The organism is Streptomyces sp. NPDC008137, assembly GCF_042957035.1.
Lineage (GTDB): Bacteria > Actinomycetota > Actinomycetes > Streptomycetales > Streptomycetaceae > Streptomyces.
Window position 1 is genome coordinate 253,232 of sequence record NZ_JBIBHN010000006.1, and the last position, 15,726, is coordinate 268,957.

A 15,726-nucleotide genomic window follows, 5' to 3' on the forward strand; every position below is an offset into this window, starting at 1 on the left:
CGGATGGTGTCGGCGGTTCTCGTCCGGTGGGATCGGTCCGTGGGCCCGACCGGGTCTGCCGGCCGTAATCGATTTCCGAACCGTTCGAGGATCACCCAGCCATGCCGGAGTTGTACCTTCGTCAGCCTGTCCGTGCTCTGCGCCGCTGTGCGGCGCAGCCCCATGTGCTGTTCGGGGGCGTGTACGGGGCGGTACTGGCCAGCTCCATGGTGGCCGCCCTGACGGAGCAGGGTGAGACGGCGCCCGCCGACCGGTTCAGCAGCGCCCAGTGGCTCCTGATCACGGCCGCCGCATCGGCCTTGGCGCACGGTTACGCACATCTGATCGCCCTGCGCGGCGATCGGACCCATCACGGTGTGCGCGGCGCGGTGCGGCTGTTGCTGTCCGAGTGGCCGTTGGTGGTGGCGACGGTGCCGACGGTGGTCCTGCTGCTCGGCGCGGGCTGGGGGTGGTGGCCCTCGGCGGGCATCGAGTACGTGGCCTTCGCCGTGAACGTGGTGCTGCTGTTCGCCTGGGGCCTGCTCGCGGCCCGCGCTGCCGGTCGCACGTGGGGCTCCGCTGTGAAGATCGGCACCGTGGACTCGCTGCTCGGGCTCATGGTCGTGGTGGCCAACGCCCTCATAAAGTAGGGCGGTTGGCCGTCCGGGCCCGTCGGCCGACCGGGGCGGCGCTGTTCCGCCGGTCGGCGGGGTGGTCCCGGCCGGTCGGCGGGGTGGTCACCGAAGCCTGCCGGATGGTCCGCCTCCTGACGGCACCGAAGGATTCTGTGTATGACACAGATACAGCCGCCGCAGGAGAGCTCGCCGCCTCGGCCCCGAACCTCGCCCGAGTCCGCCGTGCGGGCCTCGCCCGGCCCCTCGATGGGACGCCTGATCGGGTTGGATCTCGCCCGCGCGCTGGCGGTGTTCGGCATGTACATCGTGCACATCGCCCCGATGCCGTCAGCCGGGAACAACCTCGGCAGCTGGGTGTACTCCCTGGCGGAGGGGCGCTCGTCGGCCCTGTTCGCCACCCTCGCCGGGTTCTCGCTGATGCTGATCGCCGGCCGCCTTGAGCCGAAAACCGGCCTGGCGGGCCGGCAGGCGAAGGCCCGGATCGCGATCCGCGCCGTGATCCTGCTGGCGCTGGGCACCGTGCTGGCGATGGAGTACGGGGACATCATCATCCTCGCCTACTACGGCGTCTACTTCCTCCTCGCGCTGCTCGTGGTGCGACTGAGCGCCAAGACGCTGGCGATCATCGCGGCGGGGATCGCGCTCGTCATGCCGCAGCTCGCGTTCGTTTTGAAGATGTGGCTGAGCGACTCCGTCCAGCAGAGCATCAACGCCTACGACCCGCTCGAGAAGCTCAGCACCGTCGGAGTACTCGATCTGCTGCTCACGGGCCTCTACCCGACGATCACGTGGATGGCGTTCGTGATCGCCGGCATGGCGCTGGCCCGCCTCGACCTGACCGCCGCCACCGTCCAGCGTCGCCTGGCGGCGCTCGGTGCAAGCCTCACCGTGGGCGCCTACGGCCTGGCCACGCTGTTGGGTGGCACGAGCGCGGTGTTGAGCTTCGGGGGAGGCGGAGGGCCGTCCAGCGGCTCCGGAGCGGGGTCCATGGGCAGCGGTTCCGGGGCAGGGTCCATGGGCAGCGGTTCCGGGGCAGGGTCCATGGGCAGCGGGTCCGGCGGGCCCGTGCAGTCGGCCTCGGACCTGCTGGGTGCCGTGTCGCACACCGGCACCACCCTCGACACCATCGGCTGCCTGGGTGTCGCGATCCTCGTGATCGTGGGCGCGACGGTGGCCATCGACCGCCTGCCGCGACTGCGCCGCCTGGCGAAACCGGTCATCGCAGTGGGCACCATGTCCCTGACCACCTACGTCGGCCACTTCCTCGCGCAGTCCGCGTGGCCCGCTTCCGGCGCCGGCACCACGAAGTCCTGGGTACCCGTGCTCACATACATCCTGGGGGCGATCGTGTTCGCCGCGATCTGGTCCCGGTTCTTCCGCCGCGGCCCCCTGGAGTACCTGCTCAACGCAGCCACCAAGCCCGCCAAGTACATCCGGTGAGGTCAGGTCGGGGTGGCCCGCTTCCTGCCCATCCCGGCCTGGTCAGCCGTCCGAGGCCCGCAAGGGGATCACCCTTGCGGGCCTCGGCTGTGGTCCCTGGCCCACTGGTCTCAGCTCCGCCCGGCGCCAACCGGTCGTCCATGGACGCGGTCTGGACAACTGCGGGACATGCGTGGGCCTGGTGTCGGTGCGGCCCGGGGGCAAGGACCGGTGCGGGTCAGGACACGGCGGCCGCAGGTGTGGCTGAGAGCTCAAAGTTCAAAAGGCGCCCGGCCTCGGACGCGGTGCGGTGGATGACCAGCCGTCCAGGGGAGCTCCACAAGCGAACGCCCCAGCGAACGTGAATCGGCAGCCGGGACACCCGCCGACTCCCGTCCGTGCGCGGCCGGGGGCTGCCCTGTGGGTATCAGGCCGCGAGGGCATCGGTTCCTGACGGAGGATCTCCAGTGCTCGGCGGAGGATGCTCCTTGGCCTCCGCTCTGCGTGCGCGCCACCACTCGGTCATCAGGTTGATGCCCGGCCAGGTCGCCCGGATGCGCAGCAGGGCGTCGCGGCGCAGGCGTGCGTACTCCCCGAAATCCTCGTGCGCTGCGAACCGTTGGCCGGTGTGCCGGGTGTCGGCGTCGCCGAGTGGTGCGGGGATCGTGCGCGCGTGCTCAGGCACGGCGCTCGATGGCCTGGAGGAGGGCCGCGAAGGTGGTGCAGGTCGCCGGTTCGCCGATGACCGTCGTGATCCACGCGTCGGCTGCGCGGTCACCGCCGCCATGATCAGCGCCGTGGGAAGGGCGTACCGGGGCGCGGAGTGGGCTGCCGGCCGATGCCGTGCGCATCATGTCGAGCGGGCGGCCGTCCGGCCTGCTCAGCGGGCCTGCTCGCCACGGGCCATGAGCACGGGCATGGGAACTCCCGGGTGAGGGACGGACTGGGCGGGCAGCGAACCGCCGCAGCCGGCCGGCTGCCGGCTGCGCGACGGGGGCAGCCGGTGGATGACGGCCGACGGCACCGGCGAGCCCACAGGTCAGGCCCGTCTCACCCGCGGGGGCGTCCCGCCGAGGTCAGGAGCTGCGTCGCCGCGAGCTGCGCGTACAGCTCATCCTCGGCCACCAGCTCCTCGTGGGTGCCGACCGCGCGGACCTTGCCCGCGTCCATGACGACGATGCGGTCGGCGTCCGTGACGGTCGACAGGCGATGGGCCACCACCAGCACGGTGGTCTCACGTGCGGTCTCGGCGATGACGTCCCGCAGTGCCAGCTCGTTGACGGCGTCGAGCTGCGAGGTCGCCTCGTCCAGGAGCAGCAGCCGGGGCCCGCGCAGCAGCGCGCGGGCGATCGCGATGCGCTGGCGCTCGCCGCCGGACAGTTTCGTGCCGCGGTGCCCGACCGGGGTGTCCAGGCCGTGCGGGAGACGCTCGACGAGGGCGTCGAGCCTGGTCCGGGTGAGGACCTCGCGTATCTCGTCGTCGGTCGCGCCGGGCGCGGCGAAGACCAGATTCTCCCGCAGCGTGCCGGCCAGCACCGGCGCGTCCTGCTCGACGTATCCGATGACGGACCGCAGCTCGGACAGCGGCCACTTCGTCACGTCCTCGCCGTCGACCAGGACACGGCCGCCGGTCGCTTCGTAGAACCGCTCGACGAGCGCGAAGACCGTCGACTTGCCCGCGCCCGAGGGGCCGACGAACGCCGTCATCCCGCCGCCCGGCACCTCGAAGTCCACCCGCTGGTGGATGTCCGGCAACCCGGTCCCGTAGCGGAAGGACACCTCCTCGAAGCGAACCGACGCCGGACGTGGCCGCACCGTCTTGGTCGCCGCGGGCCGCGCCGACCGGTGCCGGTCCTGCTTCTCTGTCGCCAGGCGGTCCACCTGCGCGATCCGGGCGATCGCGGCCGCGCCCTCCTGGTAGTGGGACGCTGCCTCGACCAGCTTGTACACCGGCTCCATCAGGTAGAAGAGGTACAGCAGGAACGCGATGAGCGTGGACACGGGCATGTCACCGGACGCCACCCGCGCCCCGCCGACGGCGAGTACCGCGAGGAACGCCAGCTCGACGGCGAGGTCGTCCGCCGAACCCAGCACGGCCTCCCACTTCGCGCTGCGCACGCCGTGGCGCCACGCCCTGCGTGCCGCCGCCTCGACGCGAGCGGCCTCCCGCTCTTCGGCGCCGGACGCCTTCACCGTGCGGAACGCGCCGAATACCCGCTCCAGGCCCGTGGACATCTCCCCGACAGCCGCCTGCGCACGCTCGGCGGCCTGCCCGATCTTCGGCATCACCAGCGCGGCGGCCACCCCGACGACCGCGACGACTCCGAGCGTGACGCCCAGCAGGACTTCATCGAGGAACGCCATCACCACGACCGCCGCGACCAGCGTCACCGCCCCCGTCGCCGCGGAGACCACCGCCTGGGTGCTGACGGCCCGCAACAGCGTGGTGTCGGAGGTCACCCGGGACATCAGATCGCCCGGCTGCATCCGGTCCACCTCCGTGAGGCGCAGCCGCAGCAACCGTCCGATGAGGCTGCGGCGGGCGGCGAGCACCACCGACTCCGCCGTCCGTTCCAGCACATAGGCACCGAACGCCTCGGCCACCATGCTCAGCAGGACCAGAACGGTCATGGCCAGCAGAATGGTGCCGATCGTGCCACCGGACGAGAGCCGGTCGACCAGCGTCTTCGTGGCCAGCGGCTGCAGCAGCCCTCCGGCGGCCCCTACCAGCGCCAACAGCAGACCGAGCGCGACGGCCCACCGGTGCGGACGGACGTACCCGTACAGCGCCTTGAGCGTCTCGCGGGCGCGCAAGGACTCGGCACCCGTCGCCTCTGGGGCGGATGCGGTGTTCACAGGATTCCTTTCCTACGTGGTCGGCCGCGCACCGCGTCAGCGGTTGCGGGCATCGGCCGGAGGGCCTTGGGGCGCGGAGATCAGGCGTACGACGGCCGGAGAGAGGCCGCCCGTGCAGCAACGCCTGCCAAAGAGATCTGCGATCGTCGGCTCAGTGGACCAGTGAGGCCGCCCGCGAGGCGAAGAGGTGCACCCCTGCTTCGTAGAACTCAGGACGGACGACGAGCAGGACACCGGCGCCCGCCATCAGCGTCAGGCAGAGAGGTTCCAACAACCGGCCTCTGCCAGGCTCGACAGCGGTCTCGGGCTCCTTGTCACGAACGTGCTGTGTCATGCCTTCAGCCTGGACACCCGGCCGCTCGCCGCACATCCGGCGACTGTCGGGTCCTCCCCCGCCGAGTGGCTGGAAAGATCGGCCCGGGGTAGGAGGGGCACATCAACCCTGCAGGGCGACGCCCCGTGAGTCCGGCTCGTCGGCCCCCTTGGAGCCGGGGCCGCCGGCAGCCGACGGGCGCGGGCCGGTCAGGGACCGGGCGATGACCGCCGAGCCGCCGCCGTGGAGCAGCACGCTGCCGAGCACCGTCAGAGTCATGGCGTACCGGGCGGTGTCGGCGTACCGCCCGTCCGGCAGAGCGTTGAACGCGAGCAGGCCGAACACGATGGAGGTGGTGCCGCGTGGTTCGAGCGTGCCGACCATGAGCCGCTCTCGCCAGGTGAACGTGGAGCCGAGGAAGGCGAGCATGATCGGAAGGATGCGCTCGCGGTGAGCGGGGGGGGACGATCGTGTCCTTGAGCGTGGCAGCCGAGCGCGTGGACAGTGTGTGCCCGGTGTGCCGGAGATCCTAGAACCGCGACTGTAGTCGCAAGCAACTGGGCGCCGTGGACACCGAGCCGCCGGGCCCCGGCATGGCGCGAGCGGATCGAGGTTCGGCGCGTGATCCGCATCTGGACCCTCAGCGCTCTCCGCGACGCTCGCGCCGAATGGTGCCGGCGCCGCAGCCAAGGCGCGCGTCGCGTCCAGGGCGGCCTGATGGCTCAGACCTTCTCCGTGCTCACACGTGAATGCTCGGCAGTGAGCAGCCCGATGTCTTCTACATCGGAAGTCAGGATCGTCACCCGGCCGGGATGCTGCAGGGCGGTCGCGCACAGCATGGCGTCGATGGCGTACTTGTGGCCGTGCAGCCCCGCTGCGCGCAGCAAAGCGGCAGCGGATTGCGCGACGGACTGGGTCACCGGCTCGACACTCAGGCGGGACAGGGTCCACTTCAGCGCAGCGTCGTTGATCTTGGGGTGGATCACTTCGACCAGTACGGCGGCAGAGGTGACCACGGGCAGGTCCGCGTCGCGAGCCGCCGTCAGCCACTCGTGGATTTCCCGATCACGCTGTACGGCCTTCGCCAGGCCCTCGCTGTCCAGGACCAAGGCACCGCTCACGCGGCCGCCCCAGCATGTGAAGCGCCACCGGTCAGCCGGGCACGCTTGGCCGCCACGGCCTCGGGGTCGGCCGGGCCGTGCACCTTGTCGAAGTCGGCGATCAGCTCGTCCAGGTTGTCCCGCTCGATCTGCCGCTGAGCCGCCTTCTCCAGGTAGGCCGAGACGCCCCGCTTGCCGACCCGCTCACGGATCGCCTGCAGAGTTCCGGCAGTCAGAGTGACGGAGATACCGCTGGTGGGGCCGTCGCCGGGCAGGAAGTCCACGTCGTCATCAGTCACGCTTCGAGTATGCCATTGAATATGGCATAGCGGGTGGCGGTGCGCGGGATTCAAACGGATGACGGAGAAGGCCAGCACCGGAGGCTGCGGGTGCTGTGCAGCCGCAACGCCGCTTCAGTCAGCTGATCTCCGCACGGGGCTGCCCGTGCGGGGTTGTCCCCGGTGGCGCCGACCTGCCCCTTCTGAGATTCCGTGCCCTCCGCGTGCCCATAAGGGCGGAAAACCACGGCCAACAGCGGTGCAAACCGGCCCACGCGACCACCCCAAGGCACAGCTATCTGCGCTGGTCAGAGCCATGGAGCCCGCGAAAGCGCCGTCGCTTCCCAAGCTGAGAGCGCGAGTTCGATTCTCGTCACCCGCTCCATGATGAAACCCCAGGTCAGCGACCTGGGGTTCGTTGTTTGCCGCTGACTGTTCGGTGCCTTTCGTGCCCTCGTGCACTCGAAGATTGGGCACGCGGAGGGCACGGATGCTTGATTGAGACTGGCCAGTCACCGATTCTCACGCCAGCGCACGCATCTGACCTGCGGTTTCGCGTCAAGTGATACAGGGACGAACAGGTAGAGCCCTCAGCCTGGCGTTCCCCGAGGAACGCGCCGGACGGTGCGTCGCATCAACGCACGGAAAACTTTCAGGCCAACTACGCTGCCGCGCTACCCTGATCACCACTTGCCGGCATCCGCAGCGTGTGATCACCGAAGTCGGCAACCAGGTCCAACCTGCCACCGAGCGCCTCGACGTAACGTGCGATGACGTCGAGAGTGGCGACCTCGCCGTGCTCGATCTGGGATACCCGAGCGATGCTTACACCCATATGGGCAGCCACATCCCTCTGGGCCAACCCATACTGTTTGCGCGCCTCGGCGAGTTGATGCCCCCGGGCTTCCGCCAGCAGTCGACGTGAACCGGCTTCCACCTCGGCGGGATCCACACCGGCCGAGTACAGCTCCTGCTCCAGGGCCTCCCAGTCCTGCGGGATCTTCTTGGGCATGCTCACTCCTCAGTCCTCCGTGTCGCCGGTGTAATCGCGGTAGAGCTGTTCAGCCAGAGGAATGTTGTCGCGGTACCAACGATCCCAGTTTCCCGCCTTGTCACCACCGAGGAGCAGCAGGGCCGAACGAGTCGGATCGAAAGCGAAGATGATCCGGATCTCGGACTGGCCACCCGACCCCGGCCTCAGTTCCTTGAGGTGGTGCAGTTCCGATCCTTTCAGCCGGTCCACAAGAGGACGGCCCAGAGTGGGACCAGCGTCACGCAGTGCGGCAACGGCCTGGGCAACCTGGGAGGCAGAACCGAGATCCTCCTTGATCAGCTGCCGGAACCACTCCGCGTACTCATCGGTGACCTTGATCGCCCAGCTCGACACCGGCCTCCTGAGTTTAAGGTTTTCCTTAAACAGCAGCAAGCTGATCGTGTCGGCGCCGGACTCACTGACAGGGCCCTCATGAACCACCACTCCTGGTGGGAGGTCCTGAATTCCTCACCACACTCAGAAGCTCACGCCATGCGCGAACGACGGCACCGACGTCCATCAGGAGGGCTCGCACCTGGTAGAGCAGCACACGGATGACTAGCAGTCCCACGACGGCGCCACTCCCCGCGATGATCCACTCCATCGGACTGCCTCCTCACCTCGGGCGGCAGGATCCTCACCCCGAGGGCTGAGGTCTGCACCCGGAGAGGTAAATCTCTCGATCTTGAGTCGCGGTCTCGCACTGCGCCCACCGCTTGGGAGACCAGGCTGCCCGTCATGGAGATCAAAGTCTGCAGGGTAAAGGCGGCATTTTGTGATCTTGCAAACCAGGGCAGGAAAGCAGCATTCATGTGCAGTCGCCCCCCCGCAGTGAGACTACGTGTCAACGAGCCCCGAGCACGGAGGAGGCTGTGTAGAGCCACCACTCGTCCACCCCGCCGCGTCGTGCCCATAGCGTGCCCTTCAGAGCGGAGAACCACGGTCAACAGCGGTGCGATCCCGAACTCTCGGACGCAGGCCTGAAGCACAAACGCGCAGGTGAGAAGCCATCCGGCTACCCAAGCGCCGTCGCTTCCCAAGCTGAGAGCGCGAGTTCGATTCTTGACCCGCTCCACGAAGAAGGCCCAGGTCAGAGACCTGGGCCCTTTACTGTCCGGCGCGAGAAGAGCAGCCCATCGGGACCAGGTACGGAGCAGGACTCCAGTTACTGACAGGGCCCTTCACTCCCACCCCGGTCGTCAGAACGAGATCGGCCTGAAGCCCGCGCCGGACGGCCACACGTCGGCCACGTCGAAGAAGACCATCGTCCCGCCGAAGCGGCTTGGCCCGGAGTCCCACGACTCGGCGATCGAGTCGACGAGCAGCAGGCCGCGACCGTGGGCGTCGTTTGGTCTCTGGCTGCCGCATCTGAACGTTCGCAGGGAAGCCCGGGTTGTGCACCTCGATCCGAAGCGACGTCGCAACGCGAAACTCGGCGCACACGGGCGATGAACCTGCGGTAGCGCTCCGCTCCGCCTTGCCTCGTTCCGGAAGGCCGTGCCAATTCGTTCATCAGGGCTGTTACCGCAGCGGTCGAACCACGTTTCGGTACGGTGTGACGGGACGGCCTGGCTTTCCTCAAGGGGCGGACGAGATCGAGGCGGGCCACGGAATCCGGGACCTGCCCGTCGGTCGGCCTGAGATGAGCCGACCGCGTTCGCCCGAGACCGCGTGCGATCTCAGCCCGTCTTCGACTTGTACGCGGCGACCGCGTGATCGTGCACGCGGGCGACCGTCGCACGCTCCTCTTCGGGCCCCGTCGTTAGCAGTACGTGGTAGCGCCCCTCGACGAGCACCACCGTATTCTTCGCGTACACGGACTTCCCTTCCTGCGTGGACCACGTGAACTCCCCTACAGCAGAAGTCTGTTCACCGACCTTGATCGTGCGGATCCCGCTTGACGTGGCCCAGGTCGCATCCCGATAGATCTGCAACTCCGGTTCGTCGTCGCGCTGGTAGGCGACAGGACTCATGGTCGTGGCCGCAGCAGCGTCGCGGCCGGGGACGACGGTGAGCGTGTACGAGCCGTGCGTGTATCGGTACTGCCCAGAGACGTTCTTGCCGTGTGACTGCCAACTCGTCGGCACTTCGGTGCTGAAGTTCGGCCCCTGGGCACGCACGTAGCCGCTGGCCGATGACGCGGCCGGCGTCGTCACCGGTGTCGGTGCGGGCGTCGCAGTTGAATGGGTCGAGCGTCCGTGCGACGGATTGGTGCCGCCCTTTTGGGCGTCATTCTCGAAATACCTGATTCCGAAAGGGGCGACGGCCAGCGGAGCCAGCGCGGTCAGCCAGCCCCAACGCTTCCATGTCCCGGGTGTCGGCTTCCAACGCCTCGGCGTGGAGTCTTCGCCCGCCGTCGATTGCGCCGAGCCCGCGTCTTCCCCCGCAGTTCGGCCTCGCGATTTTCCGTGCAGCAGGTCGATGACGAGCGGTCCGGAAGCGACCTGCCGAGGGCGTGGCTTTCCGTCGGTCTTCGCCGCCCCGAGGCCTCCGTCCATGGCGCCACCTGGTGAGGAAGCCGCAGCGAGGCGTTCTCGGAGCGGAACGTGCGAGGCCGCCGAGGATGTAGGCACGGCCGGTGGTACTGACAGTGCGGCCACCGCACGGTTGCGTACCAGGGCGATGGCGTGACCGGCATTGCGTGCGCGCTGCTGCGGAACCGGTCGGGACTTCGCCTCCAATTCCTGGCGTACGTGCCAGAACACCGTTTCCATCTCCAGCGGATCCGAAGCGCCAGGGATTCCGAACTCCAGGGCTTTCAGGAGCTCGCCGGTGAAGGCGGTATACGTCTCGCCTTCGGGTGCCCAGGCAAGTTTCGTCTCAGCCGAGGCGGTCATCAGGTAAGTGCCCTCGACCATGGCGTGGTTGGCTACGTCGAGCGCTGTGCCCATGTGTCCGACGAGCGCCCGGCCGCTGTAGCAGCAGTCCAATATCACCACCTTGCTCGTGGCCGTACAGGTGTCGACCAACTGCAGGCGCAGGTCTTCATAGGCCACGGCACGGTAGAGGCGCTGAGCGTGTGCATTCGACAGGGCCAGATAGAGCTCACCGTTCGGGGAGACCAGTCCATGCCCCGCGAAATAGACCACCAGGGCGTCTTCCGCCTCGGCTGCGGCATCGTGCACGGCGTCCAGGACCGCGTCCGGGGAAGGCGGGTTCAGCAGAACAGTGCACTGATCGGGACGCCGTAGCCCCCACAGCTCGGGGTCGCCCAGAACCTTCGCCAGACGGTCGACATTGTTCCCCACCGACGGCAGGTCAGGCAGCGTGTCATACCTGTCCACCCCCACGATCACGGCACGGGCTTTCGCCGGGTCGGGCAGTCGCGTCACGGGCTGGTGCCCTCTTCGTCACCGGCCTCCGCCTGTCGCTCTGCTTGGTCGGTCGCGGACGCGGCCCGGAGTGCCTCCACGATGCGCCGGATCGTCTCCTGGGACGCGTCGTCCACTGTGAGGGGCTGGCCTGTGGCCGTGACGGTGATGGTGATCGGTGGCGCGGCCGGACGCGCGGCGCGCCAGGCCGCATAAGACATCGCCAGGTTCAGCGCCGAGAACCCTTGGCTGAGGAACATGTCGATGACCTCGACCGTCCCCATGGTGCCGCCGGGCTTGCCGCACGACACCATTTCCATCGTGGCCTGCCGTCGTACATCGGCATCCAGCCTCAGCCACTTGTGCAGGTCGGACAGGGCCTCCTGCCCTTCGTCGGCAGTCGTCTCGATCCGGATGCGCATGCCTTCCCCCAACCCTTCCATCTCGCCCACGATAGGGAAGGTTGCGCCTCCTGGGAGCCGAAACGCCGATCGACGGGAGCCCGGATCCTGCCCTCTGCAGCACCTTCGGCGAAGATCATCAGGTGATGGCTGGGGTGGCGCCATGCTTCAGTTACCGCCCGGCCGCCCCGAGGACGAAGTCACGAGCAGGGAAGAGCTGGTGGCCTTCATCGCCCAGCTCCGGGACGACTTTGTGGAGCGGGGCGAGCAGTGGGAGAACGCCACCTTGGACCGCTTCTTGGATGCCCTGGCCGCCTGGATCGATGCTTCCCCCGCTTGACCATCGGCGACCGTGCTGCACGGACGATGGCGGGATGATGGACGTCATGCGCATCCGCATCGACGCCGTCGACCTGCCCGGCCTGGCCCGCCCAGCCTCCGTCGACGGCACGGTCCCGCCGTACGGCAACATCCACGTCGCCGTGCAACGCCGCGACCGTCCGGCCGAAGTCCTCGAGCCACAGCCCGGCGACGCAACGTCCGCGACATGGACCCTGGAGTGCACCACGAGCGCTTCGCCGACCGGCACCGAGGTCAAAGGCCCCTACGTGCAGGACCGTCTGGGCCGACGGTTCATCTACCTGTCGTGGGGCACGGTCGACGAGTCGGGCACCTTCACGATGTTCCGCCGCGCCAAGCTCCTGCTCGACGTCATACCCGCCGACGTGCTCGCCGCCGCCGCACGCGACGGGCTGCTGGTCGGACGCCTCGGTCTGACCGACGCGCAGGGCGGGCCCTTGTGCGCGCGAGTCGAGCCTCCGCACATCATCTGGACCGCCGAACGCGCCGACTAGGAGAGGTTGCCCGCCGCCCTTGGCCCCGCAGGGTGCAGGCGCGACCGAGCCCGGACCGCGCGCGATGCCAGGCCCGCACGGAAAGCGGGTCGTGCGCCGTGAGTCCGGCAGGTCGATCTGCTGTTCCCGCCATCCTCCGGAGTTCCACCCTTCAGCCGGGCCTCGGCTTCTCTTTCCACACACCACGACGGGCCAGTTCACGTGCGGCGCCAAGTTGATGCCCCTGTTGATGCCCCTGTCGGCGCTGGTGACCATCGCAGTGTGGCTGTCCTGGTGGCGATGTCGCCCTGAGAACCCGTCAGGCCGATGATCCGCTGTCGACGACCAGGTCGGTGCCCACCACCGCACCGGCCGCGGGCGAGGCGAGGTAGAGCACCGCGGCCGCGACTTCTTCGGCCTCCGCGACCCGGCCCAGCGGGTTCTCCGTCTTCACCCGCTCGGCGCGATCGGCCTCGGTCTCCCCGGGCCGCAGCGACATGGGGGCTGCGGAGGCGCCCGGGCTGACCGCGTTGATACGGATGCCCTGGTGGATGTGGTCGAGGGCGGCGGCACGGGTCAGCGCGGAGACCGCTGCCTTCGAGGTGATGTACGCGGCGGCGTTCGGGATCCGCAGGTGTGCGCCCAGGTTGGAGGAGATGTTCACGATGGTGCCCCCGCCGTTCTCCTTCATGTGCGCGATCTGGTGTTTCATCGCCAGCCAGACGCCGGTGACATTGGTCCGCAGCACCGCGTCCCAGTCCTCCTCGCTCACGTCGCCGACGGGTACGGTGCCTCGGAGTATCCCGGCGTTGTTCACCGCGATGTCCAGTCCGCCGAATCGGGTGACGCTCTCGCGTACGAGGTTCTGGAGCCGGCCGGAGTCGGTCACATCGGCGGTGACGGCGGCGGCCGTGCCGCCGGCCGCCTGGACGAGGCGGACGGTCTCCTCCAGGGAAGCCGCGGTGCGGCCCGCGGCGACCACGGATGCGCCCTCGGCGGCGAAGGCGAGCGCGATCGCACGGCCGAGGCCGGAGCCTGCTCCGGTCACGAGGACGGTCTTGCCGGTGAAGCGGTTCATTGAACGGTGACTCCTTCGAGTGGTGGGCTACTTGGCGCGGTGGCACAGGAGGGCGACGACGGCCAGGGCGGCCCCCGTCATGGCCAGGGACCAGGCGTCGCTGCCGAGCGTCAGCAGGACGGCGAAGAGAACGGTCGGGCCGGTTTCCATCGCGGTGTTCAGCACGCCGCCCGCAAGCCCGGTCTGTCGCTCCGGTACGCCTTGCGTCGCGAGCACGGCGGTTGCCGCGAACGAGGCCGCGGCACCGGCCGGCAGCAGCACGAGGCCGGGCAGCAGTCCTAACGCGTACGAGGTGTGCGGATCGAGCCCGGTGAACGCGAGGAAGGCGAGCCCGACCGCGCCGGTACACAGCCCGGCGGCCGTGACGGTCGGGGCCCCGTACCGGCCGATGAGCGGTCCTGCCGCCCGGCCGGAGGCGATGAGCGTGACGGCGAACGGTGCGAAGGCGGCCGAGGTCTGCAGCGGCGTCCAGTCGCGCGCCTGCTGGAAGTGGAGCGAGAGGACGACAAAGGTCATCGCGGTCCCGCAGGCGCTCAGTGCGGTGGCCGTGAGGGCGAGGGCCCGCCGCCGGTCCAGCAGGAAGCGGGGCGGCAGCAGCGGGTCGCGGGCGCGGCGCTCGGCGTACCAGAAAGCGGTGAGCAGCGCGGTCCCGCCGAGCAGCGGCACGAGCACGCCGGCCGACGACCAGGGGCGGGCGTCGGTGACGACGAGCCCGTAGCTGGCCAGGGTGATCCCGCCGGTGGCGAGCAGAGCACCCGGCAGGTCCAGAGTCCGGTCCCGGCTCGGCGCGGTGTCCGGCAGCAGCCGGGGCGTGAGGGCGAGAGCCGCGACTGCCGCCACGAGCGGTACGGCGAAAGTCCAACGCCAGGAAAACAGCGCCGAGATGACGCCGGAGACCAGATTGCCCGCAGTCGCCCCGAGCACCGACAGACCGCCCCAGGTGGCCATCGCCCTGCCATACGCGGCAGGGGACGGGAAGGAGGCGCGCAGTACGGCCATGGCGGCCGGTGCGACCAGAGCCGCTCCCGCGCCCTGTGCGAGGCGCGCCGCGAGCAACGCCCCGATGCCTGTGGCGAGCGGGGCGGCGGCCGAGGCGGAGGCGAAGAGGACAAGGCCCGCGGTGAGGGCGCGCCGGCCGCCGTAGCGGTCGGCGAGGCGTCCGCCGAAGAGCAGCAGTCCGGCGAAGGTCAATCCGTAGGCGGCACTGAGCAGGATCAAGTCGGCGCGCACCAGGTCGAGTTCGCGTCCGATGAGGGGCAGCGGCACGGCGAGCGCGGACAGCGTGAAGATCAGCGTGATCTGGAGACCGCCGAGGAGAACGAAGGCGTATCGATGCTGCGTGGCGGCGACGCGAGCGGGGCCCGTTACGGCCATACCTCCCCCTAATATTTGACCGATCGATCTAGTATTCGGGCATGCGGAAGGAGCCCGGTGACTCCGGGGGCTCCGGTGGACGTGATGCAGTCCAGATTCAGCCCAGCAGGGCCAGCGCCTGTTCGGCCGCGTCCCGCACCCGGGCGGGATCGTTCGACGCCTTGCCGACGATCCGCACGCCCTGCAACAGGACGAGCAGCATGCGGGCCAGCGCGCGCGGATCCCGGCCCTCGGGCAGTTCCCCCTGAGCCTGGGCCCGCACCAGGGCGGAGTGCAGCAGGGTCTCGACGTGCTCCCAGCTGATCTCGACCCGGCGGGCCGCCGCGGGGTCGTGCGGCGCCAGTTCGGCCGCGGTGTTGGTGATGAAGCAGCCGTTCAGCCGGCCCTCCGAGGACGCGGCCTCCCCGGCGAAGCGGCGCACCACCGCCCGCACCGAAGGCAGCGCGGGGCCCGGCTGGGACAGCTCGGCGAGGAGAAACGGGTCGCGCGCCTCGGAATACCGGTCAAGAGCCTTCAGGTACAGCTCGTGCTTGCTGCCGAAGGTCGCGTAGATGCTGGCGCGGCCGATGCCGAGGTGCTCGACGAGATCCGCCATCGACGTCGCTTCGTAGCCACGCCGCCAGAACAGCTCAAGAGCCGACTGCAGCGCGCCGTCCGGATCGAATTCCTTGGTCCTGGCCACACCGGAGACCCTAGACCTATCAAGAACGATCGGTCAAATAATCACGGCAGACGATCTGCCCGATGCGGAACTTCACCCGGCCCCGGAATCCGGTGCCCCTCGGTGCGCGGCAACGCGATCGCCAGGCGCCGTACGTTCTCCACGGTGACCATGTCTCCCTCCGTGGTGGCAACCTACGCCGCCGGGCCCCGCGACCGGACCGAAGTTGCGCTGACCGGGTATCCATAGCGTGGCTGCTCCAGGCAGCAGGGCCGGCCGAACCCGGCGCTCCGGCCGTCGGGGCAAACTACGGTCAACGGCGGTGCCGAGCAAGGGGGCGACCCACCCAAAGAGGTGACAACTGCCCAGGTCAGAGCCATAGCTCCCGCCCGAGCGGCATCGCTTCCCAAGCTGAGAGCGCGAGTTCGACTCTCGTCACCCGCTCCATGGTGAAA

At 69.1% G+C, this 15,726-nt stretch carries 17 protein-coding genes and 1 pseudogene; 4 read left to right on the forward strand and 14 right to left on the reverse strand.

Annotation, left to right across the window (positions count from 1 at the left end; genetic code table 11):
* Positions 1–101: 101 nt before the first annotated feature.
* Positions 102–629, forward strand: coding sequence for a hypothetical protein (locus ACFZBT_RS12820; RefSeq protein ID WP_391102005.1), 528 nt, complete (start codon positions 102–104; stop codon positions 627–629).
* Positions 630–770: 141 nt separating this feature from the next.
* On the forward strand, positions 771–2,054 hold the full coding sequence (locus tag ACFZBT_RS12825) for a DUF418 domain-containing protein (RefSeq protein ID WP_391102008.1): 1,284 nt from the start codon (positions 771–773) through the stop codon (positions 2,052–2,054).
* Positions 2,055–2,460: 406 nt separating this feature from the next.
* On the opposite strand, the gene ACFZBT_RS12830 is transcribed toward ACFZBT_RS12825, so the two are convergent.
* From ACFZBT_RS12830 to ACFZBT_RS12880, 11 genes and pseudogenes are all read right to left on the reverse strand, one after another.
* Entirely contained in the window at positions 2,461–2,718 is a 258-nt protein-coding gene (locus ACFZBT_RS12830) for a hypothetical protein (protein ID WP_391102011.1), read from the reverse strand.
* 365 nt (positions 2,719–3,083) lie between these two features.
* Positions 3,084–4,889: an ABC transporter transmembrane domain-containing protein gene (locus ACFZBT_RS12835; protein ID WP_391102014.1), complete on the reverse strand. Its 1,806-nt coding sequence runs from the start codon at positions 4,887–4,889 to the stop codon at positions 3,084–3,086.
* Positions 4,890–5,040: 151 nt separating this feature from the next.
* Positions 5,041–5,223 carry a hypothetical protein gene (locus ACFZBT_RS12840; protein WP_391102016.1) on the reverse strand — a complete coding sequence of 61 codons (183 nt, stop codon included), beginning with the start codon at positions 5,221–5,223 and terminating at the stop codon, positions 5,041–5,043.
* Between the two features lie 102 nt (positions 5,224–5,325).
* A complete protein-coding gene (locus ACFZBT_RS12845) occupies positions 5,326–5,631 on the reverse strand; it encodes a hypothetical protein (RefSeq protein WP_391102018.1) in 306 nt (101 codons plus the stop codon).
* Positions 5,632–5,924: 293 nt separating this feature from the next.
* Positions 5,925–6,323 carry a PIN domain-containing protein gene (locus tag ACFZBT_RS12850; RefSeq protein WP_391102020.1) on the reverse strand — a complete coding sequence of 133 codons (399 nt, stop codon included), beginning with the start codon at positions 6,321–6,323 and terminating at the stop codon, positions 5,925–5,927.
* Complete coding sequence (locus ACFZBT_RS12855) at positions 6,320–6,601, reverse strand: hypothetical protein (RefSeq protein ID WP_360346029.1); 282 nt, start codon at positions 6,599–6,601, stop codon at positions 6,320–6,322. Before ACFZBT_RS12855 ends, ACFZBT_RS12850 begins: the two co-directional genes overlap by 4 nt.
* Before the next feature lie 640 nt (positions 6,602–7,241).
* On the reverse strand, positions 7,242–7,592 hold the full coding sequence (locus ACFZBT_RS12860; protein ID WP_391102022.1) for a helix-turn-helix domain-containing protein: 351 nt from the start codon (positions 7,590–7,592) through the stop codon (positions 7,242–7,244).
* A gap of 9 nt (positions 7,593–7,601) precedes the next feature.
* The gene (locus ACFZBT_RS12865; protein WP_391102024.1) at positions 7,602–8,054 is read right to left on the reverse strand and encodes a type II toxin-antitoxin system RelE/ParE family toxin; all 453 of its coding nucleotides are present in this window, start codon (positions 8,052–8,054) and stop codon (positions 7,602–7,604) included.
* Positions 8,055–8,812: 758 nt separating this feature from the next.
* Positions 8,813–9,044 (reverse strand): annotated as a pseudogene (locus ACFZBT_RS12870) (hypothetical protein); the annotation flags it as partial.
* Positions 9,045–9,292: 248 nt separating this feature from the next.
* Entirely contained in the window at positions 9,293–10,945 is a 1,653-nt protein-coding gene (locus tag ACFZBT_RS12875) for a caspase family protein (protein ID WP_391102027.1), read from the reverse strand.
* Positions 10,942–11,367 (reverse strand): hypothetical protein, encoded by a 426-nt coding sequence (locus ACFZBT_RS12880; protein WP_391102331.1) that lies wholly within the window; start codon positions 11,365–11,367, stop codon positions 10,942–10,944. Before ACFZBT_RS12880 ends, ACFZBT_RS12875 begins: the two co-directional genes overlap by 4 nt.
* Before the next feature lie 121 nt (positions 11,368–11,488).
* On the opposite strand from ACFZBT_RS12880, the gene ACFZBT_RS12885 reads away from it, so the two are divergent.
* Together ACFZBT_RS12885 and ACFZBT_RS12890 are read left to right on the forward strand one after the other, a co-directional pair.
* Positions 11,489–11,665: a hypothetical protein gene (locus ACFZBT_RS12885; RefSeq protein WP_391102029.1), complete on the forward strand. Its 177-nt coding sequence runs from the start codon at positions 11,489–11,491 to the stop codon at positions 11,663–11,665.
* A 46-nt stretch (positions 11,666–11,711) separates the two neighbouring features.
* Complete coding sequence (locus tag ACFZBT_RS12890) at positions 11,712–12,179, forward strand: DUF5990 family protein (RefSeq protein WP_391102031.1); 468 nt, start codon at positions 11,712–11,714, stop codon at positions 12,177–12,179.
* 298 nt (positions 12,180–12,477) lie between these two features.
* On the opposite strand, the gene ACFZBT_RS12895 is transcribed toward ACFZBT_RS12890, so the two are convergent.
* From ACFZBT_RS12895 to ACFZBT_RS12905, 3 genes are all read right to left on the reverse strand, one after another.
* Positions 12,478–13,236 carry an SDR family oxidoreductase gene (locus tag ACFZBT_RS12895; RefSeq protein ID WP_391102034.1) on the reverse strand — a complete coding sequence of 253 codons (759 nt, stop codon included), beginning with the start codon at positions 13,234–13,236 and terminating at the stop codon, positions 12,478–12,480.
* A gap of 27 nt (positions 13,237–13,263) precedes the next feature.
* Complete coding sequence (locus tag ACFZBT_RS12900; RefSeq protein ID WP_391102036.1) at positions 13,264–14,610, reverse strand: MFS transporter; 1,347 nt, start codon at positions 14,608–14,610, stop codon at positions 13,264–13,266.
* A gap of 97 nt (positions 14,611–14,707) precedes the next feature.
* On the reverse strand, positions 14,708–15,292 hold the full coding sequence (locus ACFZBT_RS12905) for a TetR family transcriptional regulator (protein ID WP_391102039.1): 585 nt from the start codon (positions 15,290–15,292) through the stop codon (positions 14,708–14,710).
* Positions 15,293–15,726 lie beyond the last annotated feature (434 nt).